The 26,288-nt window shown below is 37.0% G+C and carries 20 protein-coding genes and 1 riboswitch; of the genes, 11 read left to right on the forward strand and 9 right to left on the reverse strand.

What is annotated here, in order from left to right; genetic code table 11:
• The first annotated feature begins 171 nt into the window (after nucleotides 1-171).
• The 5 genes from MP478_RS04715 to MP478_RS04735 all read left to right on the forward strand — a co-directional run bounded on the left by MP478_RS04715 (nucleotide 172) and on the right by MP478_RS04735 (nucleotide 8,007).
• Nucleotides 172-1,650, forward strand: coding sequence for a hypothetical protein (locus tag MP478_RS04715; RefSeq protein WP_257199769.1), 1,479 nt, complete (start codon nucleotides 172-174; stop codon nucleotides 1,648-1,650).
• A 65-nt stretch (nucleotides 1,651-1,715) separates the two neighbouring features.
• Complete coding sequence (locus tag MP478_RS04720) at nucleotides 1,716-3,536, forward strand: cytochrome-c peroxidase (protein ID WP_257199770.1); 1,821 nt, start codon at nucleotides 1,716-1,718, stop codon at nucleotides 3,534-3,536.
• Nucleotides 3,537-3,881: 345 nt separating this feature from the next.
• A complete protein-coding gene (locus MP478_RS04725; RefSeq protein ID WP_257199771.1) occupies nucleotides 3,882-6,236 on the forward strand; it encodes a hypothetical protein in 2,355 nt (784 codons plus the stop codon).
• A 56-nt stretch (nucleotides 6,237-6,292) separates the two neighbouring features.
• Nucleotides 6,293-6,529 carry a hypothetical protein gene (locus MP478_RS04730; RefSeq protein ID WP_230037990.1) on the forward strand — a complete coding sequence of 79 codons (237 nt, stop codon included), beginning with the start codon at nucleotides 6,293-6,295 and terminating at the stop codon, nucleotides 6,527-6,529.
• A gap of 8 nt (nucleotides 6,530-6,537) precedes the next feature.
• A complete protein-coding gene (locus MP478_RS04735) occupies nucleotides 6,538-8,007 on the forward strand; it encodes a M20/M25/M40 family metallo-hydrolase (protein WP_257190476.1) in 1,470 nt (489 codons plus the stop codon).
• A gap of 213 nt (nucleotides 8,008-8,220) precedes the next feature.
• Here MP478_RS04735 and ilvA read toward each other — a convergent pair whose 3' ends face one another.
• The 8 genes from ilvA to MP478_RS04775 all read right to left on the reverse strand — a co-directional run bounded on the left by ilvA (nucleotide 8,221) and on the right by MP478_RS04775 (nucleotide 18,848).
• On the reverse strand, nucleotides 8,221-9,483 hold the full coding sequence (ilvA, locus tag MP478_RS04740; RefSeq protein WP_257199772.1) for a threonine ammonia-lyase: 1,263 nt from the start codon (nucleotides 9,481-9,483) through the stop codon (nucleotides 8,221-8,223).
• Nucleotides 9,484-9,495: 12 nt separating this feature from the next.
• A complete protein-coding gene (gene ilvC / locus MP478_RS04745) occupies nucleotides 9,496-10,542 on the reverse strand; it encodes a ketol-acid reductoisomerase (protein WP_257190472.1) in 1,047 nt (348 codons plus the stop codon).
• Nucleotides 10,543-10,588: 46 nt separating this feature from the next.
• Nucleotides 10,589-10,870, reverse strand: coding sequence for an ACT domain-containing protein (locus MP478_RS04750; RefSeq protein ID WP_230037647.1), 282 nt, complete (start codon nucleotides 10,868-10,870; stop codon nucleotides 10,589-10,591).
• Nucleotides 10,871-10,879: 9 nt separating this feature from the next.
• Complete coding sequence (gene ilvB / locus MP478_RS04755; RefSeq protein WP_257199773.1) at nucleotides 10,880-12,604, reverse strand: biosynthetic-type acetolactate synthase large subunit; 1,725 nt, start codon at nucleotides 12,602-12,604, stop codon at nucleotides 10,880-10,882.
• 10 nt (nucleotides 12,605-12,614) lie between these two features.
• Nucleotides 12,615-14,294, reverse strand: coding sequence for a dihydroxy-acid dehydratase (ilvD, locus tag MP478_RS04760; protein WP_257199774.1), 1,680 nt, complete (start codon nucleotides 14,292-14,294; stop codon nucleotides 12,615-12,617).
• Between the two features lie 222 nt (nucleotides 14,295-14,516).
• Complete coding sequence (ilvE, locus tag MP478_RS04765) at nucleotides 14,517-15,389, reverse strand: branched-chain-amino-acid transaminase (protein ID WP_257199775.1); 873 nt, start codon at nucleotides 15,387-15,389, stop codon at nucleotides 14,517-14,519.
• Between the two features lie 363 nt (nucleotides 15,390-15,752).
• Nucleotides 15,753-16,523 (reverse strand): dihydropteroate synthase, encoded by a 771-nt coding sequence (folP, locus tag MP478_RS04770; RefSeq protein WP_230037992.1) that lies wholly within the window; start codon nucleotides 16,521-16,523, stop codon nucleotides 15,753-15,755.
• 303 nt (nucleotides 16,524-16,826) lie between these two features.
• The gene (locus MP478_RS04775; protein WP_257199776.1) at nucleotides 16,827-18,848 is read right to left on the reverse strand and encodes a hypothetical protein; all 2,022 of its coding nucleotides are present in this window, start codon (nucleotides 18,846-18,848) and stop codon (nucleotides 16,827-16,829) included.
• Nucleotides 18,849-19,234: 386 nt separating this feature from the next.
• Here MP478_RS04775 and MP478_RS04780 point away from each other — a divergent pair, with 386 nt between their 5' ends.
• From MP478_RS04780 to MP478_RS04805, 6 genes are all read left to right on the forward strand, one after another.
• A complete protein-coding gene (locus MP478_RS04780; protein WP_230037658.1) occupies nucleotides 19,235-19,801 on the forward strand; it encodes a DUF1599 domain-containing protein in 567 nt (188 codons plus the stop codon).
• Nucleotide 19,802: 1 nt separating this feature from the next.
• Entirely contained in the window at nucleotides 19,803-20,912 is a 1,110-nt protein-coding gene (locus MP478_RS04785; RefSeq protein ID WP_257199777.1) for a BT_3928 family protein, read from the forward strand.
• Between the two features lie 77 nt (nucleotides 20,913-20,989).
• A complete protein-coding gene (locus tag MP478_RS04790; protein ID WP_230037662.1) occupies nucleotides 20,990-21,340 on the forward strand; it encodes a TerB family tellurite resistance protein in 351 nt (116 codons plus the stop codon).
• A gap of 52 nt (nucleotides 21,341-21,392) precedes the next feature.
• Nucleotides 21,393-22,151 (forward strand): triose-phosphate isomerase, encoded by a 759-nt coding sequence (gene tpiA / locus MP478_RS04795; RefSeq protein WP_257190466.1) that lies wholly within the window; start codon nucleotides 21,393-21,395, stop codon nucleotides 22,149-22,151.
• 153 nt (nucleotides 22,152-22,304) lie between these two features.
• The gene (locus MP478_RS04800; RefSeq protein ID WP_257199778.1) at nucleotides 22,305-23,462 is read left to right on the forward strand and encodes an AraC family transcriptional regulator; all 1,158 of its coding nucleotides are present in this window, start codon (nucleotides 22,305-22,307) and stop codon (nucleotides 23,460-23,462) included.
• Between the two features lie 130 nt (nucleotides 23,463-23,592).
• Nucleotides 23,593-24,408, forward strand: coding sequence for an aspartyl protease family protein (locus MP478_RS04805; RefSeq protein ID WP_257199779.1), 816 nt, complete (start codon nucleotides 23,593-23,595; stop codon nucleotides 24,406-24,408).
• 127 nt (nucleotides 24,409-24,535) lie between these two features.
• Here the strand turns inward: MP478_RS04805 and MP478_RS04810 are convergent, their stop codons facing one another.
• The gene (locus MP478_RS04810; RefSeq protein WP_257199780.1) at nucleotides 24,536-25,798 is read right to left on the reverse strand and encodes an esterase-like activity of phytase family protein; all 1,263 of its coding nucleotides are present in this window, start codon (nucleotides 25,796-25,798) and stop codon (nucleotides 24,536-24,538) included.
• Between the two features lie 257 nt (nucleotides 25,799-26,055).
• Nucleotides 26,056-26,247, forward strand: a riboswitch (cobalamin riboswitch).
• The last annotated feature ends 41 nt before the right edge of the window (nucleotides 26,248-26,288 follow it).

Below are 26,288 nucleotides of genomic sequence, written 5' to 3' on the forward strand. Positions count from 1 at the left end.
TACCATTGGCTGTTTCAAGCGAAACAGCCAATTTTTTATTTATAACAGTTCTAATTATTGATCTTATCTTAACAAATCATTGCTTAATCTTAAACTATTTGTTTTGTCTTATTAAAACCCTGTTAACACCGGAGTATTAGTTTTGTATTATCGAAATTCAAAAAAGTAATTATGAAAATTAATAAAACTATTGGCGCGCTATTGTTTGCTGCTCTTGTATTCCAGGGCTGTAACGATGACAATAACGGGGATAGCAATACCCCCGTCAATGACAACATCAAACTTGAAAATTTTTCTAAAGAATCTGCTTTCGTTTTTGGAATGCCTGATTTTGAAAATTTAAATATCACCACACTTATTTCAAGTTCTGATATTCTTTCAGGTTCTCCGGACTTTGTTTTTGGAGGTCAGCCGGACGGAATGGGCATTATGAAAGATCCTAATTCAGACGGTTATCTGATGATCACCAACCATGAGATCAAACAATCCGTATCAAGGGTATATTTAGATAAAACTTTCAGACCTGTAAAAGGGGAATATATTCTCAATGGAACAGGAGGAATGACAAGGTTGTGTTCTGCTACATTAGCCACTCCCGAAACTCATGGTTTCAGTGCTTTTCTTACTGCCGGAGAATCTGGTGAAGAAAGTATGGTTCATGCTTTAAATCCATTGGCACCAACTTCCCAGGCAACAGATAAAACAAGAGTAAAACCGGCCTTAGGAAAGGCTTCTATGGAAAATGCAGTTCCTCTTCCTAAAGATGTATCCAACGGAAAATCTTATATCATCATTGGTGAAGATCAGTCTTATTCTTCTTCTCATCAGTCTGCAGGGCAACTGATCATGTATGTAGCCAATACACAGGGAGATCTTGATAACGGAAAGTTATATTCTTTAAAAAGAACAAACAACAGCTATACTGAGACTGACATGGTAAAAGGCAGCAGCTATGATGTGGAGTTCGTTGAGATTCCTAATGCTAAAAACCTTACAGGAGCTCAGATCAATCAAAAAAATATTGATAATAATGCGATCCGTTTTTCAAGAGTTGAAGATGTAGATTACAGAAAAGGAGCCGGAAAAGGAAGAGAAGTTTATTTTACAGCCACCGGAGAATCTTCTGACGGAGTGAATCCAAAACCGGGATTAACGATGTGGGGAAGGGTTTATAAGCTTGTTCTAAATGCTAATAATATGCTGACAGGAAAGTTGGAAGTTGTAGCAGAAGGAGATTCCAATCCTGGACATAATCTTATCAATCCAGATAACCTGTGTGTTACTGAGAACTATGTGTATATTCAGGAAGACGGAGATTCTTATTATAAGGCTGCAGGCCATGATTCTTACATATGGCAGCTTAATATCGCTACGAAACAGTATAAACCATGGCTGAATATGAAACACAACAGAAATGATTCGGCATGGCAGACGGCTTATAACCAATCCGGAGATCTTCAGAAGTTCGGTTCATGGGAATTTGGAGCAATGACTGATATTTCAGATATCATAGGGGTTCCCAACACCTTTACGGTAAACATTCATTCTCATACCTGGCAGTTAGATAAATTTAAAAATCCTGATGGTTCCGGAGTCAATACCAATAAAGAAGGCGGGCAGGTTGTTATTATCAGAAACGTAGAAAAATAATTGTAATCACCTCATAAAAATCAAAAGTATCAATGGAAAACTTCTGTTGATACTTTTTCATACCTATGAAGAAACTTTCAAAATATCCGATATTCCTGTTTTTATATTCTGCAGCTGCTCTTTTCGTTCTTTCTTATTGTAAAAGTGATAAGCAATTGCCTGCTTCAGAAGATCTGGGGTCTGTAAAAAATCAGATTATCAAGAACAATGATGCCTTTGAAAAACAGATCAATGAACTGATCGTCCTTATTTCTAACCATTCTGATGAAAAAAAACTTCAGGAGAAGTTTGAGGAACTTAGAAAAACCTACAAAAAAATGGAATGGGCAGTGGAATATTTCCTTCCCCACTCTGCCAGATTCATTAATGGTCCGGCTTTGCCTGAAATAGAAATGGACGAGCATACGGAAATAGAACCGGAAGGCTTACAGGTATTGGAAGAAATGTTGTATCCTTATGATCAGGGGAACAAAGAGGAGGTGATCAGATTTTTAAAAAAATTAATTAATAAAAGCAATACTATTGAAACCAATTTCCAGGTCATTACCGTCAGTAGAGATCAGGTTTTTGATGCTCTAAGACAGGAAGTTTTCAGAATTTCAAGCTTGGGTATTTCAGGTTTTGACACTCCTATTTCCGGAACATTTCTGAAAGAGATCCCTTATTCTCTTCAGGGTGTTAAGCAAACATTGCAGCAGATTTCCACTGATCAATCAAAGAATAAAGCATTGAAAAGCATACTTAATGAAATTGATACAGCTATTGAAATTCTGAAAAAAAATACGGACAAGAATACGTTTGATTATGTCAATTTTATTCCGGATCATTTCAATAAGATCACCTCTTTACTGCTTGAATTTAAAAATCAGGAAAAGATTCCTGATGTTGAGGTAACCACTGCTCTCCAAAAAAATGCAGCTACTTTTTTCTCTAAAAATGCATTCAACCCCAATGCTTTTACTCCAGGAAAGGAATTCGCATTTTCTGATGAGAAAGCAAGTCTTGGTCAACAACTTTTTAATGATAAAATACTGTCTAACAATAACAACAGAAGCTGTACGACATGCCATATTCCTGAAAAAGCTTTTACTGATGGACTTGCCAAGTCTATGTCGCTGGAAAATTCAGAACTTGCAAGAAATGCTCCCTCTCTTAATTATGCAGGATTTCAGCATGGGCAATTTTGGGATATGAGAAAAGACGATCTGGAGGGGCAAAGCTCCGATGTTATTTCAAATAAAGAAGAAATGCATGGCGACCTTAATGTGATCCTTGCCAAGATCAACCAGGACAAAAAATACCAGGCAGCCTTTAAAAAGATTTATCGTTCTCAAAAAACAGAAGCATGGCAGCTTCAGAATGTATTGGCAAGTTACATTCGTTCATTGGCAAAATTCAATGCTGATTTTGATGAATATATGCGTGGAAATAAATCTGCCATGACGGCTCAGCAAAAAAAAGGGTTTAATCTTTTTGTGGGGAAAGCACAATGTGCCATATGTCACTTCATCCCTTTGTTTAACGGAACCGTACCTCCTACTTTCAAAAAAACAGAACAGGAAGTATTGGGAGTAGCCATGAATGGAGATAACACCACTTTTGACAATGATTTGGGAAGAGGAAAATTTCATGAAACAGTGGCAGCATTACAGCATTCTTTTAAAACACCTACCCTTAGAAACATCAACAAGACCGCTCCTTATATGCATAACGGAGGCTATAAAACACTGAAAGAAGTCATGAACTTTTATAATAAAGGTGGTGGAAAAGGTGTTGGATTTAAAGTAGATAACCAGACCCTTTCTGATGCTCCTTTACAACTTACAGATCAGGAGATTGATGATATTATTGAATTTATGAAAGCCCTGGATGATCAAAAGCAATAAAAAGCTGTGAAATTGCCCTTCAAGTATAAAATTTTCCACCTTTCCGGTGAAGGGAAATTATGACTCACCAGACAGGAGCCCTGGCTGGAAATTGTACTACCAATAAAGAATTCTATAATAACCTCAATTCTTCATCATGCGCACGAATCCTATACTTTATACCCCAACATCGGATAAGTCTGCTTTTTTAGCGTTCACAAACCTTGATTTTACCATTATGAAATTAGATGAAATCAATGTTATAGTCCGTTAAAAACTTTTCTAAAACAATAAATATTAGTACTTTTGAAATAGTTATTTTACATGAAAAGGGGTCTACTATTACTATTTTTTTTAATCTGCTTTTTGGGATATTCACAATTAAAAATTAAAATTGTTGATGACACCAGTCAAAAGCCTGTTTCCAGCGTTAAAATCTCCTGTGGCGACAACATCCTTGGCTATACCAATGCCCAAGGGATTCTTGAGTTCACATCAACGTGTAAGTCCATAGATATTGAAGCCGAATCTTATCAAAAAGAAACGGCAACGGTAGAAAGCAGCATGGAAGTCTCTCTGGTAAAAAAAACATCAAAAACCACCTCTATTGATGCTGTTGTCATTGAAGATAAAAGCGACCCAAGGGCATTAGAAATCCTGAAAAAAGTCAATAAGCTTTTCTATGAAAATTCTCCGAAAAGCCTAGGTTCTTATTCTTACAAATCTTATGAGAAAATATCCCTGGATATTGATGAAGACAGCATTTCTCAATTTCAGGAATATTTTAATGATTTAAGTCTTTTCAAGAAAAAGAGAGAGAAAGATTCATTAAACAACAGCTTTGCAAGAAAGATCTTTTCAAAGAGTAAGCTGTTTCTTTGGGAAAGGGCTCAGGAGTTTTTATATTCAAAAAAATACGGTGAGAAGATCAATATCCTCGATAACAGGATTTCCGGACTGAAGCAGCCTATCTATGAGATGATCGCACTTCAGCAGAGTAACAGAGATGTGGTTCCTGAGCAGATCAAACAGGAAAACAGAGGCTTATACAGATACTATTTATCTGATACCATAGAATTGGATGGAAGAAAAAATTTCGTCATCCGTTTCCGGGAGGTAAACTACAAAAATCCTGACAGGAAAAGGAAATACAATGGTACTATTTATGTAGATACCGAAACCTACGGCGTTAAAAAAATTGAAAACTTCAGTAAAAACAAGAACGACGGAATTATCACCAGCACCTGGATATTTTATAACAACAAATGGTTTCTTGCCCACGAAAAAACAAAGCTTAAAATGGGTAAAATGGCTATGGATGATAAAGACCGTCTTAATAAAAAAGATAAAAAAAGCTTTGCGACCTATGCCTTCCTCACTTCCAAATACTTTGACTTTGAGTCTCCCATAGACGAAAATCCTAAAGATTTTAAAGGATATACCTTCTCCGTAAAGAATATTGACGGGCATTCACTGAACCAGTACAGGACCGATCCGCTTACTGAAAGAGAGCAGAATACCTATAAAACAATAGACAGCTTAGGAAAAAAATATAAAATAGACGGTAAAGCCCAGATTTTATCCGGTTTACTTAATGGGCAAATCAGAATCCGTTCTGTAGATCTTGCCGTGGATGAAATTGTGAATTACAACTCTTTTGAGGGATTCAGACTGGGATTAAAGGCTAAAATAAATGAAAACTTCAATCCATACTTTTCCCCGGATTATTATTTTGCTTATGGGGTAAAAGACAGAAGGTGGAAATATGGAATGGGATTAGATATGAAAACCACTCTGGATAAAAATTCATTCTTCAGGTTTGAATTCTATGATGATGTAACGGCTTCAGGAGAATTCTACCGCAGGCTATGGAACTTCAAGATGAGGATGATGAATTTCGGAAACAACCTTAATAATGATAAATATTTTCATTTTAAAGGAGTTTCTTTATCTTATCTGAATGATGTCACCAATGGTCTTACCCTTGCCTTTGCGGTAAGAAGAAATATTGAAGAGGCTCAATTTGACTATCAGTTCAGAAACGGCGGTTCGTCATTCAAGAATTTAAATACTTTGTTTACTTTAAAATATTCTCCCAACTCAACCAATATCATGACTCCTCAGGGAAAATCCCTGATTGATCAGAAATATCCCGAGCTTTATTTTAATTATGAACAAAGCTACAGAATGGCCGGTGGAGATTTTAATTACTCCCGTTTTGATGCCCTTTTTGTTCATAATTTTAAAACCCCCATTGGAACTACCGGTTTCAGACTGTATGGAGGAATGGTTTTCGGAGAAGCTCCTATATGGAAGAATTTCACTATGAACGGACTTGCTTCTCCCGGGAAGGATTTCAATTTCAACCTTACCTCATACCTTGGGTTTGCGACACTGGAAGGTGGAAAATATTACAATGATAAGTTTGTGGCGTATTACTTTACCCATAAGCTTCCATTTTATTTTAAAAGCTTTGGGCATAATGTTTCCAGCTTCGATTTTGTATTAAGGGGAACTATTGGAAATATGAAATATCCGGAGTATCATCAGTTCCGGTTCAAGCCACTGAATCACCTGTATCAGGAAGTAGGTCTGGAATGGAATAATTTCCTGTCAAGTTATTTCAACCTAGGATTATTCTACAGGGTAGGTTATTATACCACCCCGAATTTCAAACAGAATTTCGCCATACAGTTTAAGCTGAAGTTCTTAGAATTCTAAGCCTTCAGATCCCTACCACCCACATTATATATTATACATTATACATTAATAATAGCATGCAGAAAATCGAAATACAAGCAGAACAGTTTTTTGAATTATTAAAATTAAAAGACACTTCCATGTGGGCCATTTTCTCCCAGATGATGGATGGAAATGAAAAGGAAATTATATTTTTAGATCATGATCATAAAATCCTTTTCAACTATATTTTACCTTCCACTCCTGAAAAGCTGGAAGAAGACAGGATAGAATTTTCAAAACAGTTTTCAGAAAAACTGGGCCAATCTAATTAAAAATTCAGATGAATAAATACTCTATTTTTTCCCTGCTGGGTTTATTTTTATTCAGTATCGGGAATGCTCAGAATTATAAGAAGCCATTGGTTTCTGCCCTTAAAGAAACTGATCTTAAAAAGGATATGTATGAGCTTGCTGCAGACCAGTTCTGGGGACGTGAAGCAGGAACTTTAGATGAATTAAAAGTCTCCATGTGGCTTGCTGACAAAGCTAAGGAAGCAGGAATGAAGCCTGCCGGGGATAACGGAACATTTTTCCAGTTCTTTGATATGTACAGGCATCAGGTTATTCCGCAAAGCAGTTTGAAAATTGGAGATAAAAACCTTAGATTATGGAAAGACTTTTTGGTGGCAGAACCTGTAAATGCATCGGTGGATGCTGAAATTGTGTATGCCGGAAATACAGAGCCTGAAAATCTCTCTACCCTGAATATCAAAGGAAAAGTGCTTGCAGTATATGCTTCGGACAAAAACATAGACAAAGAAATGACCCTTTTTGTAAGAAGATATCCTGGGTTTGTACGCACTAAATATTACAATAAGGCTTATGAGCTGGGCGCCAAGGCTATTATTTTCATCACAGATGATATGTCTGAGCAAAGCTGGCCGGAAGTACTTCCTCAAATGACCAGAGGCAGCTACGGAGTGGAAGGCTTAAGAGAAAAAATAAGCCAGAACATTCCTGTGCTATGGATCAAGAGGGAAAATGCAGGCTGGGTAAAAAACAATCCTAACCTCTCATTGAAGCTGATTACGGAAACCTACAAATATCCGTCAGTTAATATCATTGGAAAAATAGACGGGACAGATCCTGTACTTAAAGAGGAATATGTTTTATTGAGCGGACATCAGGATCATGACGGAATCCGGCATCCTGTAAAAAACGATACGATTTATAACGGTGCAGACGACAATGCCAGTACCTGTGTAGCTATGCTGGCCATGGCAAGAGCTTACAAAAAGCAGCCTGGAAAAAGAAGTATTTTATTTGTTTTCCACGGTGCAGAAGAGAGAGGGTTATTGGGTTCCAGATGGCATGCCACACATCCTGTAATTCCTAAGGAGAAAATTGTAGCCGTACTGAATGGTGATATGATTGGAAGAAATTCTAATGATGAAGCAGCTTTATTAGGAGGAAATGCACCACACAAAAACTCTGAAGAGCTTGTGAAAATGGCAGAGGAAGCCAATAATGAAAGTACAAAATTCCGCTACCTGAAAGATTGGGACTCCCCGAATCATGCAGAGTTTTTCTACTTCAGAAGTGATCATCTTCCTTATGCTAAAATTGGAATTCCTGCGATATTTTTTACCAGTGTACTTCACGACCAGTATCACACTCCGCAGGATGAATCTGAAAACATCAACTATAAAAAGCTTTATAAAATGACTGAATGGATGTACAGAACTTCCTGGAAAGTAGCTAATGAAGCTGAAAGGCCCAAACTAATTTCAAACTTTTCCCTTGAAAGATAAATAACAAAAAAGAATTTGTCTCAAAACTAGATGATGTGGGTTGAGGATTCTTCTATATCAAAACCATTTTTCAGACAGGAAAAAAAGAAAAGAGGCCGTTTCACTAGTGGTGAGACGTCCTCTTTTTTTCATCATTGAGTTTTTAGACAGGAATAAAAATAAATAGGAAATTCTTTATTTTATATTCCAGAATGCCTGATTGTATTTTAATAATTAAATAAGAAGATTCATTAAAGACGGATCATTGTTCAGATAATTGACAAAGAAATCGTACTTCTTCATATTATGGAGCAATGGCGTAAAATCTTTTTGCTCTTTCAAAGCAATCCCTACCACAGCTATTCCCTTTTCTTTTGAGTTTTTTTGGGTATATTCAAAAAAGGTAATATCATCATCTGGCCCCAAAACATCGATTACAAAAGTTTTCAATGCGCCCGGACGCTGTGGAAATCTGACCAGAAAATAATGTTTTAAGCCGACATACAACAAAGCTTTTTCTTTGATTTCTTCCATACGGGTGATATCATTATTGCTTCCGCTGATGATGCAGACTACATTTTTCCCTTTTATGTCGTCTTTATATTTTTCCAGTGCTGCTACAGATAAAGCTCCGGCAGGTTCTACTACAATGGCATCTTTATTATACAGTGATAATATGGTTTCGCACACCTGCCCCTCATCCACTGTAGCCATATCATATAACACATTCTTACAAAGTTCAAAAGTAAGATCACCTACCTGCTGTACTGCAGCGCCGTCTACAAAACGGCTTATCTTTTCAAGAAGTACAGGCTTTCCTTTTTCCAGTGCCTTTTTCATACTTGCCGCTGCAGAAGGTTCTACACCAATAATTTTTGTTTGTGGAGAAAGCTCCTGAAATACTGAACAGATCCCTGCAGCCAATCCTCCTCCACCTATCGGAACAAAAAGATAATCTATCGGTTTTGTTGACTGCTCCAGAATCTCAAGTCCCACTGTAGCCTGTCCTTCAATGATCGCCGGATCATCAAAAGGGTGAATAAATATTCCGTCATTCTCATTGCAGAACCTCATCGCAGCATCTTTTGCTTCGTCAAAAGTATCCCCATACAACATCACATCTATATAATCCCCTCCAAACATTTTTACCTGCTCCAGCTTTTGTCCCGGCGTAGGCAACGGCATAAAGATTGTTCCCCTGACTTTCATCGTATGACAGGCAAAAGCAACTCCCTGAGCATGATTTCCGGCACTGGCACAAACAAGCCCTCTTCCAAGGTCTTCCCGGGACATCGTTGCCATTTTATTATAGGCTCCCCTGATTTTATAAGATCTTACCCTTTGAAGGTCTTCTCTCTTAAAGCTGATATTGGCGTCATAAATGGCTGACAGATTATTATTGTTTACCAAGGGTGTTTTTACAACCACATTTTTCAGTCTTTCCTCCGCTTTATAGACATTCTCCAAAACGGAGGACCCTATTTCCTCTTTCATCATTTTTTCAGTTGTTTAATTGTTTTCAGGTCTCAGGCTTCGGACCGTCTTTCCTGCTTTCCACATTTCACTTTCCCTTAGTTCAGTCAGCTCTACTTCTAATTTTTCTCTGTAGTCCGGCTTACTGTTGCTGTCGATAGACCGCTGTGCCTCATCTCCTTTAGCTACGCTGTCATACAGTTCTTCAAATAAAGGAGAGGTAGCATCTCTAAAACGTTTCCACCAGTCTAATGCTCCTCTTTGGGCTGTAGTACTGCAGTTGGCATACATCCAGTCCATCCCGTTTTCTGCAACCAAAGGCATTAATGACTGGGTTAATTCTTCTACCGTTTCGTTAAATGCTTCGGAAGGGCTGTGTCCGTTTTTTCTTAAAACATCATATTGTGCCGCAAATATTCCCTGTACAGCACCCATCAATGTTCCGCGTTCTCCGGCAAGATCACTGTATACTTCTTTTTTAAAGTCGGTTTCAAATAAGTAGCCACTTCCAATTGCTATTCCAAGGGCAGACACTCTTTCTCTTGCTTTTCCTGTAGCATCCTGATACACGGCAAAGCTACTGTTCAGCCCTCTATTTTGAAGGAACATTCTTCTCAATGAAGTTCCTGAACCTTTAGGAGCCACTAAGAAAACATCAACATCTTCCGGAGGTACTATTCCTGTACGTTCATTAAAAGTAATTCCGAAACCATGAGAGAAATACAGTGCTTTTCCTGGAGTAAGATGCTCCTTTACTTTAGGCCAGTATTCTATTTGGGCAGCATCACTCAAAAGGTAACAGATAATACTTCCTTTTTGTAATGCCTCTTCTATTTCAAATAATGTTTCTCCGGGAACAAAACCGTCCGCTACTGCTTTATCCCATGATTTGGAATTTTTTCTTTGCCCTACAATGACATTGATTCCGTTATCTTTTTGATTAAGCGCCTGCCCCGGACCTTGTACTCCGTATCCTATTACTGCTACCACTTCATCTTTTAATACTTCCTGGGCTCTTTCCAACGGAAACTCATTTCTTGTTACTACGTTTTCCTCTACTCCTCCAAAATTCAATTTTGCCATTTTTTTGATATTTATTTGTTATTGATTATGTTAATTTATTGTATGTTTAGCTTGCATATTCTACGACCGACAGATGTGGATTTCTATGATAATGAACTTCCAAAACGTCTACCTGTTTTTCTACCTGCCGGGTAATCTTCTGAACCGATTCTTCTGTTTCTTTGATTACAATGACAAACTTTTTTACCTTGTCTATTTCTGAAGGTCCTACATTGAAGGTCACCATAGAAATTCTTCTTCTGGAAAAAATGGCATTGATCCTGCTGATCAGCCCTAAATAATCCTCTGTATACGCGGTAATGGTATATTCTTTATGTTCTGTTTTCATCTCTTTTTATTAAAAATTATTATTCAATACAATCTCTGAAACGCTTTTTCCCTGTGGAATCATTGGAAATACGTTATGTTTCTTTCCTGTCATGACTTCAAGGAGAAAAGCTCCATTATAGTCAAGCATTTCACGAAGGGCCTCTTTCAGTTCTTCTCTCCGGGACGTCCTTCTTCCGGCAATACCATATCCTTTTGCTACCTGTACAAAATCAGGACTCTGGATATCTACCGATGAATATCTTTCCTGGTGAAATAATTCCTGCCACTGCCTTACCATACCCAGGTAACAGTTATTAAGAATCAGAATTTTGACGTCAGGGCGAAACTGCATAATGGTTCCCAGTTCCTGAATATTCATCTGGGCACCTCCATCCCCCATTATAGCAATAACAGGGCGGTTAGTTCCTGCATACGAAGCTCCTACTGCCGCCGGAAGGCAGAACCCCATTGTTCCTAATCCGCCACTTGTGACATTGGTCCGTGAATGCTTGAAATGCGAATACCGGCAGGCGGCCATCTGATGCTGTCCCACATCGGTTACGATTACAGCTTCACCCGCTGTCATTTCGTTGAGACAATGAATAACTTCACCCATTGTCAGTTCACCTTCTTCAGGATATAATTCATCATTGATCAGGTTATTTTTTTCAGTTTCAAAACAGTCTTTAAATCTCTGATGCCACGCCGGGTGCGCTCTGCTTTTAATTCGCTCTGTGAGAAGAGGCAGGGTTTCTTTACAGTTTCCGAGGATGGGAACCTCAGCTTTTACATTTTTATTGATCTCTGCTTTATCAATATCCAAATGAATCACCTTAGCCTGCTTTACGTACTGATCCAGTCTTCCGGTAACCCGGTCATCAAAGCGCATTCCTACTGCAATCAGAACATCACATTCATTAGAAAGTATATTAGGTCCATAATTTCCATGCATGCCTACCATACCTACCGCCTGAGGATGGTCTGTAGAAATAGCACCCATTCCTAAAACAGTCCAGGCAACGGGAATTCCTGATTTCTCGGCAAACTCTAAAAACTCTTTCTCTGCTTTTCCCAGTAAAATCCCCTGTCCGGCAATGATAAACGGCTTTTTAGCCTCATTAATCAGAGCTGCTGCTTTTTCAATATTTTCAAGGCAGGGATCAGGATCAGGTTTATAGCTTCTTAATGAATAACATGGAGAATATCCTTTATATATGACGTTCTGTAATTGTGCATTTTTAGTTACATCAATCAGTACTGGTCCCGGACGGCCTGATTTTGCAATGTAGAATGCTTTTGCCAGTACTTCGGGAAGTTCATGAGCATCCGTTACCTGATAATTCCATTTGGTAACAGGACTTGTTATATTCATGACATCAATCTCCTGAAAAGCATCTGTACCCAGAAGGTGCTCAAATACCTGTCCCGTAATACATACGACAGGAGTATTATCCAGTAAGGCATCCGCTAAACCTGTAACAAGATTAGTAGCTCCGGGTCCGCTGGTAGCCAATACTACACCTACTTCTCCTGAAACTCTTGCCAGCCCCTGCGCTGCATGCACTGCTGCCTGCTCATGACGGACCAGGATATGCTCCAGCTTTCCCTGATAATCATAAAGCGCATCATAAATAGGAATAATGGCGCCTCCAGGGTATCCGAAAACTGTTTTCACACCTTCCTGAAGAAATGCTTCAAGTATAATTCTGCTTCCGCTAAGTTCTGTTTCTATCGATAAATTTAAATTCTCCATGATATTGTGATTATGATATTTCGTCTGTCACACAGCCTTCGGCAGCCGATGATACAGTTAATGCATATTTATAAAGCAGTCCTTTCTTTACTTTAAGGGCTGGTTTTTGCCATCCTTCTTTTCTTTTTTCAATCTCCTCGTCTGAAACTTTGAGCTGTATGGTATTACTTACAGCATCTATTTCGATAAGATCATTATCTTCTACAAAAGCAATCAACCCTCCTTCATGAGCTTCCGGAGTAATATGTCCCACTACAAAACCATGAGTTCCCCCACTGAATCTTCCGTCCGTAATTAAAGCAACACTGCTTCCCAGCCCTGCCCCGATCAAAGCACTGGTAGGTTTCAGCATCTCCGGCATTCCCGGAGCTCCTTTGGGACCTTCATGGCGAATAACAATAACATCACCTTTCTGTACGGTACCATCCTGAATTCCTCTGATCAGATTTTTCTCGCCGTCAAACACCCGGGCTTTTCCTACAAAGCGCTCTCCTTCTTTTCCCGTGATCTTTGCTACACTTCCCTTTTCTGCAAGGTTACCGTACAGTATTCTCAGATGTCCCGTAGCTTTTATAGGTTCAGACAAAGGTTTAATGATCTTCTGCGCAGTAAAATCCAGTGTTGGAACATCTTCCAGGTTTTCAGCTAATGTTTTTCCCGTAACCGTTAAACAGTCACCATGCAATAAGCCCTGTTCAAGTAGATATTTCATGACAGCCGGTATTCCCCCGTGATCATGAAGATCCTGCATCAGGTACTTCCCGCTTGGCTTAAGATCTGCCAGCACGGGTGTACAGTCGCTCATTTTTTGAAAATCATCCTGAGTTACGGATACCCCTACACTTTTTGCCATAGCGATAAAATGCAGAACGGCATTGGTACTTCCCCCAAGAATTACAATAAGGCGCAGTGCATTTTCAAAAGCTTTACGGGTCATGATATCCGAAGGCTTAATGTCTTTTTCCAATAATATTTTCAGGTATTTTCCGGCTTCATGACATTCCTTTTGCTTTTCGGTACTTAAAGCGGGATTGGAAGAAGAGTACGGAAGGCTCATCCCCAGTGCTTCTATGGCAGAGGCCATTGTATTGGCAGTATACATTCCGCCGCATGCTCCTGCTCCGGGGCAAGAGTTTTTGATCACTCCATTAAAATCCTCTTCAGAAATTTCTCCGGCAATCTTTTTACCTAAAGCTTCAAAAGCTGAGACAATATTAAGCTGTTCCCCTTTATAACATCCGGGAGCAATCGTTCCTCCATATACCATGATTGACGGCCTGTTGAGCCTTCCCATTGCGATAATAGTTCCGGGCATATTCTTATCACATCCCGGCAATGCAATAAGACCATCGTAATACTGGGCTCCACAAATCGCTTCAATACTGTCTGCAATCACATCTCTGCTTACCAGGGAATAGCGCATTCCATCTGTACCGTTGCTCATCCCGTCACTTACTCCAATGGTGTTGAATATCAATCCTGCCAGTCCATGCTCCCATGTTCCTTCCTTTACTACTTTAGCAAGATCGTTGAGGTGCATATTGCAGGTATTTCCATCGTATCCCATACTTGCAATTCCGATCTGGGCTTTCTGCATATCATTTTCTGTAAAGCCTATTCCGTAAAGCATTGCTTTTGCTGCGGGCTGTTCGCTGTTTTGTGTGAATGTTTTTGAATATTTATTTAACATATTATCCTGCATTTGCTATTTTCTTATTTCTTTCAATTCTATTCTTTGGCACCCTGTTCTTTTCTTCCATCAGAATTCATAGATTATGTTTTTACTTAATTTTGGTCCAAAACTACAGTTTGTAATATCGTTTTCATTTTCAACTGTTCGGAAAACTACAATATTCAACTGTTCGGAAAAAGATATATCTTCATGATAACCAAGTATTTAAATTATTAAAATTTACAATGACAGAACTCTTACTCTTTTCAAATATGCCTGCTGTACCTTTTCACTCGCCGTATCTATCCAGTTTTTGGTGAAAGGGACATCATCCAATGAATCCAAAGCAGCAATTTCTGCAGCTGTACCACAGAAAAAGCCGGCATCAGCACCACGCATTTCTTCAGGTTTGAAAAAAGTTTCCTGTACAGGAATATCGAGTTCATTACAGATCTCCATTACGGTTTGTCTTGTAATCCCCGGAAGAATACTTCCTTTGGCCGGAGTAAATAATATTCCGTCTTTTTCATAGAAAACATTGGCTCCCGAGCTTTCGGCAACATTGCCGTTTTCATCCAATACCAGAGCTTCATCATAGCCTTTATCTTTAGCATCCTGACAAGCCAGGATAGAGTTTACATAATGACCTCCAACTTTAGCTTCTACCTTAAAAGCTTTGGGATTCGGGCGTTGAAATTCTGAAGTCATGATTTTCATTTTATCTGCCAGGTAACCATTATTCCACTCCCAGGCTAATAGAGACAGATAAGATTTTTTACCTTTTGAAAGAGACATATTGGGAGAGCAGGTAACCAACGGACGAATGTAAGCGTCTGAAAACCCGTTTCGTTCTAAAAGTTCGTGTGTAAGATCAATAAGCTGTTCTACGGAATAATCAAACGGAATATGCATGAGTTCAGCTGATCTTTTTAATCTTTCGTAGTGTTCTTTTGCTTTAAAAATCCTGGTCCCTTGGTCTGTACTGTAGGATTTAATTCCTTCAAAAACAGAATATCCGTAGTGAAGTGATTGTCCGTAAAGATCCATTCCTGCGTCTTTCGCTTTCATGAATTTTCCGTCAAAATAGATGACGGTGCCGTCGTTATAATACATGTTATAGAGGTTTAAAAATTAACAAATGGGAATAAAAAAAGCCCTCTCACGCTGTGAGAGGGCTCATATATGTACAGTCATACATTTCCTTCTCACAGACGCAAGGGAATAATAATGACGATAATAATTACTGCTAATAACTGATACATACTTTGTACAATAAAAAGTTAAAATAAAAAAAGCCGTTTCAAATGAAACGGCTTGTATATAATATAAATTAAAATCTATTTTAAAATGCCGTTTCCTTACTGTTGTTAATGACAACAGCAATAATAGAAATGACAATAATATTTTTCTGATTCGTAAAATTCATGTTGCAAATGTATAAACTTTTTAATTCCTCACAAGTTTTTTTAACACTTTTTATTTTTTCTGTAAAAATTGCATGAGGGTTTCCTTTGCCTCAGCCACATCATGAACCCTTAGAATCTTGGCCCCCTGTTCCAGTACTTTCATGTGAAGCTTCTGTGTTTCTTCATTGATATCCAATGGGGATTTACCAAGCGGTTTATAGATAAATGATTTCCTGGAAATCCCTATCAATAAAGGAAATTTTTGAAACCCAAGATATTCAACCTCATTAATCATTTTCATCTGATCTTCCACTGTTTTTCCAAAACCAAAACCAGGGTCAAGAATAATATCACTGACCCCTTTTTCCAGGAGCTCATTAACCTTTTCTGAAAAATACCGGTTGACCTCCAGTGTTATGTCTTCAAACCTGTTTTTATGATGCATCGTTTCATAAGACGGATTGACATGCATCAGAATGTAAGGAAGCTTTGTCTCCGCAGCGGTATCAAACATTTTTTCATCATACTGACCTCCTGAAATATCATTGATCATATCAATGCCTTCATTAAAACCAAACTTTACCGTTTCTGCATAAAATGTATCAAGGGAAACCAATGCTTCAGGAAATTCTTTTTTAATCTGAGAGATTATATTTCCAATCCTGTTTATTTCCTCTTTACTGCTCAGAAATTCAGCATTCGGGCGTGTTGATTGCGGGCCAACATCTATAATTTCAGCTCCTTCTTTCAACAGTTTTCCGGCATGCTCCAATGCAGATTTTTCACTACTGAACCGTCCTCCATCAGAAAAAGAATCCGGTGTCAGGTTCAGGATTCCCATGATCTTTGGAGTATCCAGCTGTACTAACCGACCGTTACAGTTTATTGAGTAAGTTTGAGCGTTTACAGGTCGAGGTGTTTGTGAATCTGAAAGCATAGCGTAATTGGATGATTAATGGTTTTGTATGCTGCAAAATTAGGGAGTTAATGGGTATTTTCGCTGAATATTTACAAAAAATAGTAGAATAGAAATATATTTTAATTGGCATATATATAGCCGATACCCATCAACATCATAAAAATGCTGAAAAGGTACCGGTTATAAGAAACTTATATTACATATCAATTATCTCTTTATCAAAGTCTAATCAAAATTAGTTTCAGCATTGTTATATGTACTTACTTTTGCTGTTGCTTCAGGGGTTAGAAGAATGTAGCCCGCAGCCGGAGTATTGGTTTTTATAGACAATATATTGTGGCTGATCATCCCTGAAATCAGTCTGTCACTATTGTTTGAAACCATAATAACAGGTTCCGATTCAGAGGTTTTTAAAATGCAGTTATTGATTGTAAAAAACTGGGCATTGTCGATATAAAGACCCTGGCGGGATTTTACATTGTCTATAAAAATATGATATCCGTTGACACGTGTTCTTCCGATCTCCCCTCCTGAAATATGAATGTTAGATCCTACTACTGTATAGGGCAGGCTTAGTAGTCCATTAATATTTGAATTTTTGATAACAACATCTGAGGAATTACTGTTATAGGAAAAATCAGAAATAATTGTAGAGTTTTCTACAATCATTTGTTTGTAATGGGTGATGGTATTAAAATAATAAAAAGAAGATTCTTTGATTGAAATTTTATTAAATTGAGTTGAAACCGGTGATTGAAATTCAATTTTAGAAGCTGGCGCATTAATTTTTGACAGATTAACCTCACCTGTCCCCCAAAATAACAGATTCCCCCCTTCAATTATTCCTCCATTAAGTACAAATTTACTTTTTAAAGGATACTGATCTTTAGCAAATTCCATAATACCATGAAATACAGGCTGATCCTGAAAAGCACCTCCAATATGAAGATTATTTACAGTAACCGTATTATTGTTATTGTAACTTGCCCTTATCCCTTTTTTCAACAATACTTTACTTGCAGCTGTTTTAATCTTCAGATTATCAATATATAATTCCGTATTAAAAGTTTGAAGAGCAGAACTGTCAAAAGTTAGATCTCTCGTTCCTCTATCGCTGATATCAATATCCAAGTTGCTGATGTAGGCATCACCGGTAGCTTCAAACCACATGGCTCCACTGGGATTATTTGCTTCAAATTTATCAGAATCATTGGATATATAAATGCCATTTCCAAAAAATTTAGTATTTCTGTCAGAACAAACTGCAGAAGCGCCATAGTTTTCAACTTTTATATTATCAATATAGTATTCACCAAAAGACACGATAGCCCCATACCCCCATTGTATCATTCCCATAGAATCTGCCCTGTTTCTTAGAACGAAGCTTACATCTGAGTTTAATTTTTCCAAAATTTCATCTGCTAAATAACCACAGTCTTTCGTTGTTATATTCTTAATAAACGTTTTTCCAGACTGAGTTTTACCATCATCAAACGAGTGATAGACATGAAAAGGTTTCATTGAAATATTTTCAAAATGACTGTCCTCAATATCAACATTTCCATAAGAATAAAAAGTAATAGCCGACATCGCATGAATATTTACAGCTCTTAATTTTTTTATACTGGCTTTTGATTTCCCATCGCCCTGTATGAATAAAAAAACATCAACTAAGCTTGGTATGATGGATGGTACAGAAGCATCTCCTGGCCCTTGAATCCATTTTTCAATATTTCCATTTTCATTTTTGTAAGTACCTCTTCCTCCATCAATAAAAATGTTTTCAAATACCATATTTTTATTGACCGTAATTTCCCAGCCACAATCTGAGTCATAATTATCATTTAGCCGAAAATTAAAGTTGATAAAGTTAAAATTATCAACTTCCTGAGTAATTCTGTTGAGTAAATGATAGGTTAGCCCATTACCATCAATGGTATACCCCATGGATGATATTTTCATCATTTTAGAGATAGCAGGACTATCGTCATTAATACCGTCGTTGAAAGGATTGAAAATCTTTGCATGTAATACTTTAGCGTTTACCACTACTCTTTTGTAGAAAAAAGTCCCTTTTTTTCTATAAATAATCTGGTCTACTTTAGCATCAGTCATTGGTGATCCATCTTCCCAAACTAATGTCTTTTTAAAATTGACATTTTCATTTGAGAAGCTGTCTACAAGGATTACTACATCATCTGTTGGATAACTGCTTCCAGGAGAGAAAAAATCTTCTGTGTAAATCATAATTTTGTTTTTTTGGTTGTTACTGTTATCAATTCTTGTAAGAGATTGTAAGCAAAAGTAGGCGGGCATAGCGACAAATCTCGACGTATTAAAATTCTGTTTTATGAAAATAAGAGATATGGAGATGTAGAGATTTGAGACATGAGACAGTCAACGTATTAACTGTAGATTTTGTATTGATGTAGGAGGGGTAAGATTCAAGAACCAAGAGACAAGAAGCAAGACATCAGATATAAGATTTCAGATATAAGAGAGAGAATATTTACTGTTAAACCTTATCACCCGCATCCCGGACCCCGAATCTCGTACCGTACCCAACAAACTCTCTTATCAAAAATTCTGCTACCTAAAAGCGAATTCGTATATTTGGAAGATTAAGAAAATTTATGCTAAAAACGTCAGTACAATTCGAGAAAGTTATCAGTCAGTGTCGTGATCTTTTCGGTAAAAAATTACAGGATTATGGTGCCGCATGGAGGGTTTTGAGACCGAGTTCCATTACGGATCAGATTTATATCAAAGTCAACAGAATCCGTACGCTTCAGATGACCGATAAAAAAATGGTGGATGAGAGTGAGGAAGATGAATTTATTGCTATTGTAAATTATTCTATAATAGGCCTTATTCAGCTTGAGAAAGGTCTTTCCAATGATTTTAACGAAAATAAAGAAGAAATTCTTGGTCTGTACGACAAATATGCCAATGAAGCCAAAGCATTAATGGAAAGAAAGAATCATGATTATGGTGAGGCATGGAGAGATATGAGGATCTCTTCGATTACAGATTTAATTTATCAAAAAGTACTGAGAACTAAACAGATTGAGGATAATCAGGGAAAAACTATTGTTTCTGAAGGGTTGGATGCCAATTATTTCGATATGCTGAACTATGCTGTTTTCTGTCTGATCAAGTTCTCTGAACAAGAAAAACAATTCGAACCCAAAACTATTTAATATGATCAAAGGTTTATTACGTTTTATTATTGCAGTCATTTTTATCCTTTCCGGCTTTGTAAAAGCTGTGGATCTGGTAGGTTTTTCTTTCAAAATGGAAGAATATTTCTCACCTGTTGTTTTCAATATGCCATTTTTTGAAAAATTTGCACTGCTGTTTTCAATCATCGTTGTTGTACTGGAGCTTTTCCTTGGGTTTATGCTTCTGCTTAAATTAAAGCTTAAATTAACCTTATCTTTACTGATAGCACTTTGTGTATTCTTTGGATTCCTCACCTTTTATTCCGCCTATTTCAATGTAGTAACGGATTGTGGATGCTTTGGAGATGCCATTAAGTTTACACCATGGCAGAGCTTCTTTAAGGATGTTGCCCTTTTGGTAGGACTGATTATCTTATTTGTCCTGTACAGAAAAGAATTCCGTAAAAAAGATGAGTATAGCAGTACTCCACAGAAGAATTCGGGAAAATTCAGATACATTATTCTGGGCGTTTTTTCTTTGGTTATGATTTACATTATGGCACAGGGGATTATGCATGAGCCGATCATTGATTTCCGTGATTATAAGGTGGGAACCGATCTGAAAGCCGAAAAAGAAAAAATCAACAAAAACCCATCTGAATATAAGACTTTTTATTCTCTGAAAAACCAGAAAACCGGTGAGGTCTTAAAGGTAAATCAGGATGATTATATTAAAGAAACTAAATACTGGGCAGAAGGTTCTCCATGGAAAATAGAGGAAGGAAAAAATGAATCTGTTCTGGTAAAAGAAGGCTATAAATCTGAAATCGTTAAATTTAAAATTGAAGATCCTACTGGCATGGAGCTTACTGAGGAGATCATTAAAGCACCAAAGGCTATTTTAGTATTTTCTTACCATCCAAAAGAGGTTTCTGCAGGTCTTTTTCAGAAAGTGGAAGCTAAAGTAAATGCTGAAAAAGGAGTTCTTATCTATGGCGTTTCAACGGATCAGAATACCTTTAAAACTATTAAAAATGCAATGATGGATGGAACGGCTATCAAAACAATTGCAAGAAGCAACCCGTTTGTACTGATCCTGAAAAACGGAAAAATAGTAAACAAAATCCCAGCAAAAGATTATATACAATAAAATATAAATGATAAGCGATACATGACAACTGATCATTATCAACGATCACCTTTAAACACTAAAATATTCAACAACACATGCAAAAATCAAATAAATCTATCGCCGGATATCACTTATTAATGATCCTTTCTTCTGTAGACGGAGAGTTTGCTCCTGAGGAAGGAATGCTTGTACAGCAATATCTGGCTGATGAATTTCCATTCAGAATGAACCTGGACAATGAGCTTGATACTCTTGCTCTTTTGCAGCCTGAGGAATGGAAAGATCACTTTGAATTCCATGGAAGATGCTTCCTTGATGATTCTACCGAAGAGGAGCGACTAAAGTTTGTTCAGTTTGCAAAATCATTGATCAAAGCAGACAATAAGGTAACAGAAGAAGAGCATACCTTCTATGTCCTTCTGAAAAATTTATGGGGATTGTCTTAAAATATCTTCAGAAAGTAAATAAATAATCTAAAAAGTAAAATAAATAAATCTTATGAGAAGAAAAATAGTTGCAGGAAACTGGAAAATGAACAAAAATGTAATTGATGCACAACAATTAATGATTCAGTTACTAAGCTATAAAAACAACAATACAACAAACTGTGAGGTTTGGATTGCTCCACCGGCTTTATACTTGATGATGGCAAAAGACGTCTTTGAGAAAGATGAGATCGGGGTATTCTCTCAGGATGTGAGCGAGCATGAAAGTGGTGCCTATACGGGTGAGATTTCTGTAGATATGCTGGAATCCATTGATGCAACGGGATCACTGATCGGCCACTCTGAAAGAAGACAGTATCACGGAGAAACAGATTCTCACTGTAACAGAAAGATCAAATTAGCGCTTGACAAAGGTCTTATTCCTGTATACTGCAACGGAGAAACTCTTGAGCAAAGAAAAGCGGGGCAACATTTTGAGGTCGTAAAAAATCAGACTGAAGTAGCTCTTTTCACTCTTTCAGCTGAAGAAATCAAGAAAGTAGTGATTGCTTATGAACCGGTTTGGGCTATTGGAACAGGAGAAACGGCAAGTCCGGAACAGGCTCAGGAAATCCATGCACACATCAGAAGTATCATTGCTGCAAAATACGGACAGGAGGTTGCAGATGAGATTTCTATCCTTTATGGAGGTTCTGTAAAGCCTGACAATGCTAAAGAGATTTTCTCTCAACCTGATATCGACGGTGGTCTGATTGGTGGTGCCGCTTTAAAACTGGAGGATTTCTCTAAAATTATTGAAGCTTTTAATTAAAATATTTATGCTGTAAAAAGGGATGTCGAAGATGTCCTTTTTTACAGCATCTCATTCGTTTTGATTTTTCAGAAAAGCGGATCCGCTCAAAAACAGAAAATAAACAAACCCCAGGATTTTATTTTTCCAAATAGGTCACTTAAAATTAAATAAATGGATTTTTTAAAAACGATCGCCATCATATCTGTTTTTATATTGTTCCTTCTTATTTTGTTTTTATTGACTTTAAAGTCCAATAAAAAGTTTCCGAATCAACTTTTTGCAGGATATCTTTTTCTAACTGCTCTTGACGTAAGCGGAGTCTTCATTGCTGAACCTGTCATTAGCCTTCTTCCCAACCTGGAGATCTTTAGATGGACTCTCATTTTATTGAATATACCGCTATTCTATTTATATGTCTTATCACTTTGCTATGAAGATTTTCAATTAAAAAGAAAACATCTTTTTCATCTTATACCTTTTGTCATTATCAATCTCATATTGGCTTCAGGAATCTATTGGGCAGATGGTATTGAAAAAAAATATTTTTTCAAATATCATCATAAGACCTTTGAAATGATTACTTTTCAATATTTGATAGAAATCCAGTATTTAATCTATACCATTGCTATTTTTATGGTGATGAAAAGAACCCGAAGTATCTATCTTGAAAACCAGTCTTATTCTTCCAATTTAGTCTTTAAATGGCTATCTCAACTAACTGTACTTTTTATGGTTGTTCATTATTTTGCAACCTTTAAAAATATGCTGAGATATACTGATGAGCATCAGCTACTGACTGTCATTAACGGATTTCTGGAAATCATGGCATTACTTGTCACCAGCTGGTTTGTCTTAAAAGCATTAAAATATCCTGAATTTTTCAGGGGAGTTGATCCTCAGTTACAATTAATAAATGATTTTAAAAATGAAACTGAGCCCAAAACAAGATCAGAGGCCAAACAAAATATAGATAACAGCAACATTAATTTGCAAATCGAATTACTGAATATATACATGGCTGAAAAAAAGCCATACTTAGATCCTGCTCTTACTGTGCAAAGCCTCGCAGCACAAATGAATATGCCCACCCGGGAATTATCAATTTTAATTAATTCAAATATGAAACAGCATTTTTTTGATTTTGTGAATGCCTATCGTATCGAAAATGCAATGGAATTATTAAAAAAACATTCTAAAAAAGATTCTACGGTCTTAGAAATTTTATATCAGGTTGGCTTTAATTCAAAATCATCATTTAACACTGCTTTTAAAAAACACACTACTTTAACGCCCACAGAATATAGAAATACGTATTATAAGAAGAATTAGTCAAACACTTTATTTCTTTTTTATTTGGTTCGACTTTTTAAAATCGGTCGCTTTTCATAACATAATAATTCAAATTTGTCTGCTATAAAACAGAGACTATTTTTGTCTCACAGACTAAACAAAAAGGATTATGAAAACAAAGAAAATATTTTTCAGCGTACTATTTTTAGGAGCAAATATCTGGGGATTCGGACAGGACACCATAAGGCTAAAACCCTATATTGAAAACATGAAAACTGTAGAGGTGTCTATTGAAGGAAAAAAATATAATTTCCTGTTTGATACCGGTGGAGCAGAAACTATTATTTCGCCAGAAATCGCAAGGCATCTTAATAAGAAAATATATGGAAGTTCAACAGGATTTAGAATGAGTGGAGAAATTATTAAATCTCAAAAATCAGATGGTATTTCCATTACTATAGGTTCTACAAAAATAGACCATCCAACAGTCGCTGTTTTTGATATCATGGCCATTTTACCAAAAGAATTCCCTAAAATAGACGGTGTTATTTCATTAAAATCATTTGCTGCCCACATCCTGACTCTTAACCTTGCCAACAATGCTATTATTATAGAGAATCATTCTTCATCACAAAAAGCAACGCAAGGAAAAAGCCTTATTCCCAGCAGATTTGCCAATGGGCTGGAAGCTACTGAACTCAATATTTTTTTGAATATTCCAAGGGACAATCAATCATACTGGTTTCTTTTTGATTCCGGAAACAGCGGTCCCCTGCTTTTATCTACAGAAACAGCCAAAAGCTGGAAGCTGCCGAAGGATAAAGATGATATGAATGTTGAGAGTCAGTTTATTATTGGCAAAAAAACATTCAGTTCAAGATCATTTACAAGAGATATTATTTATGATGGTGTACTCAATTTTGAAACCCTTTGTAAATATATTTTCACGATTGACTTTAAAAACAGTAAAGTTTGGGTAAAGTAATATAACAGAAAGATAATATCTTTTTCACTTAAAAAGCCAGTAATTTTCATATTGATGAATTCTTCATACAGAGATCATGAAAACGGCGGAATCTTCGATTCCGCCGTTTTCTTTAAAAAAAATCTAATTATTGAATATCGACTACATACATCGTTCCTTTGTCTAATTTTCCTGTTTTAGGAAGAATTTTGGCTTTAGGATTTCCGTTTCCATCATCTACCACTCCAAAATCATCATCATTAAAAACGGCCAGTTTATTATTTCCCAAATAAACAATTCCTTCAAACTTATCATGCTCATAGCCCAGTTTTGCTACGAGATCCACCGCCAGTTTTTTAGAAACAGGTTTTATTCCGGCATTTGCAATCTCATCCCAGGTACTCTGTTCCAATGCTTTATTATTAATTTTCATTCCGTCTACAGCCGTCAGATCCGTTCCATTAACGTCTGTAGCTCCGGATATATTGATTCTGTATACTTTTTTTATTCCTCCCTGTGTTCCGAAATTTCCGTCTCTTTCAATCACCAGGAATTCATTATTACTTAATGCTGTAATATCACAAACCGAATCAGAAGCTCCGCCATCCTGTTTGTATACATACTGTTTCGTCTGTCCTGTAATAATATCGAATGTTACGATTCTTGTTAATGTAGTATTGGTTGCCAATGCTTTAGTGGGAACCAGCATCGTAGACTGTATTGTTCCTACCAGTGTTCTTCCATCCGGAGTGATACAAAGTCCTTCCATACCTCTGTTGGCCCTTCTTTTGGCTAAAACTGCAGGAAGTTTTCTTGTTCCTGTATTCACTCCAATTGGGCTTATCCTTTCCATTTCTACCCCTTCTGCATTATAATGAACGATATGCGGACCATATTCATCAGAAACCCAGAATGTTCCATCCGGAGCTGCCACAATACTTTCACTGTCCAGACCATATGTATCTGTTCCTAACATATTTCCTGAAGCATCATAGGCTACTTCACCGGTACTTCCCATTCCTATAGGATTTGGAAGTCCTGTGATAGGCTGGCCTGAAGGGTTTTTAAGTTTAATATATTGAATGACCTCGATATTACCTTCTGCATTGATTTTAAAATGCATAATCGTTGGGGTAAAATTAGGGACAAGAAATTTTTTACCGCTTAAGTAATCTGTATTCGGACCACGGTCTGTAATGACATAAAATTCTCCTTTTCTTGTAGGATGGGCCGCTGCTCCGGATCCAAATCCTCCGTTGATCACATCTACTCCATTGATAGTTGCCAATTTTGAAAAAGCAAATTCCTGCGGAAGCTTAGAATAATTAATCTCCTGATTACTGGTGGTGTCATCATCTTTACAGGATGCCAGCGCCGTTAACACAAATGCGGATAGTAGCAGTCTTTTCATATTCTCTTTTATGGCTGCGAAAATATAAATTGATTGTAAACTGATCTTGAATATAATGATAATTGTATTTTAACAATGGAGCCATGAAAATGAATTTAATATAAACAGTAAAACTTTTGGTTAAATCCGAAAACCTAACAACATCTTCAATTTAATTATCAATTCAAAAAAACATAGCATTAAAAACCATTCAGCTTCAGGGAAAATATAAAAACTAAAAGATAATTCACAAAACAGGACCCAAAAATTTATATGATATATTTGCGGCGTTTTAAGGTTGAACACTGTTCATTAATAGGGAATCAAGTGAGAATAAAATTTAATTCTTGAGCTGTACCCGCAACTGTAAGCTGTTTTACTTATAGCAAAATACAACCACTGGATACTGATCCGGGAAGGTGTGCTATAGGATGCAAGCCAGGAGACCTGCCTTATCCATTGTCACTTCAGGATCGTGATTATTGTCACTTTTCTTAAGTAAGTTTCGGGA

Source organism: Chryseobacterium sp. WG14 (assembly GCF_024586945.1).
Classification (GTDB): Bacteria; Bacteroidota; Bacteroidia; order Flavobacteriales; family Weeksellaceae; genus Chryseobacterium.

Excerpts from the sequence above, each read along its gene's own strand:
- MP478_RS04805 (WP_257199779.1), top strand. The coding sequence starts at position 23,593 with ATGAAAACAAAGAAAATATTTTTCAGCGTACTATTTTTAGGAGCAAAT.
- ilvE (WP_257199775.1), bottom strand. The coding sequence starts at position 15,389 with ATGTATTATAACGACGGCACCGTCATCTATTTTGACGGAAAATTCATG.
- ilvA (WP_257199772.1), bottom strand. The coding sequence starts at position 9,483 with ATGATGAAAGAGGAAATAGGGTCCTCCGTTTTGGAGAATGTCTATAAA.
- MP478_RS04790 (WP_230037662.1), top strand. The coding sequence starts at position 20,990 with ATGCAAAAATCAAATAAATCTATCGCCGGATATCACTTATTAATGATC.
- ilvC (WP_257190472.1), bottom strand. The coding sequence starts at position 10,542 with ATGGCAAAATTGAATTTTGGAGGAGTAGAGGAAAACGTAGTAACAAGA.
- MP478_RS04780 (WP_230037658.1), top strand. The coding sequence starts at position 19,235 with ATGCTAAAAACGTCAGTACAATTCGAGAAAGTTATCAGTCAGTGTCGT.
- MP478_RS04775 (WP_257199776.1), bottom strand. The coding sequence starts at position 18,848 with ATGATTTACACAGAAGATTTTTTCTCTCCTGGAAGCAGTTATCCAACA.
- ilvB (WP_257199773.1), bottom strand. The coding sequence starts at position 12,604 with ATGGAGAATTTAAATTTATCGATAGAAACAGAACTTAGCGGAAGCAGA.
- ilvD (WP_257199774.1), bottom strand. The coding sequence starts at position 14,294 with ATGTTAAATAAATATTCAAAAACATTCACACAAAACAGCGAACAGCCC.
- folP (WP_230037992.1), bottom strand. The coding sequence starts at position 16,523 with ATGGGAATCCTGAACCTGACACCGGATTCTTTTTCTGATGGAGGACGG.
- MP478_RS04735 (WP_257190476.1), top strand. The coding sequence starts at position 6,538 with ATGAATAAATACTCTATTTTTTCCCTGCTGGGTTTATTTTTATTCAGT.
- MP478_RS04810 (WP_257199780.1), bottom strand. The coding sequence starts at position 25,798 with ATGAAAAGACTGCTACTATCCGCATTTGTGTTAACGGCGCTGGCATCC.
- MP478_RS04730 (WP_230037990.1), top strand. The coding sequence starts at position 6,293 with ATGCAGAAAATCGAAATACAAGCAGAACAGTTTTTTGAATTATTAAAA.
- MP478_RS04750 (WP_230037647.1), bottom strand. The coding sequence starts at position 10,870 with ATGAAAACAGAACATAAAGAATATACCATTACCGCGTATACAGAGGAT.
- tpiA (WP_257190466.1), top strand. The coding sequence starts at position 21,393 with ATGAGAAGAAAAATAGTTGCAGGAAACTGGAAAATGAACAAAAATGTA.
- MP478_RS04715 (WP_257199769.1), top strand. The coding sequence starts at position 172 with ATGAAAATTAATAAAACTATTGGCGCGCTATTGTTTGCTGCTCTTGTA.
- MP478_RS04785 (WP_257199777.1), top strand. The coding sequence starts at position 19,803 with ATGATCAAAGGTTTATTACGTTTTATTATTGCAGTCATTTTTATCCTT.
- MP478_RS04720 (WP_257199770.1), top strand. The coding sequence starts at position 1,716 with ATGAAGAAACTTTCAAAATATCCGATATTCCTGTTTTTATATTCTGCA.
- MP478_RS04800 (WP_257199778.1), top strand. The coding sequence starts at position 22,305 with ATGGATTTTTTAAAAACGATCGCCATCATATCTGTTTTTATATTGTTC.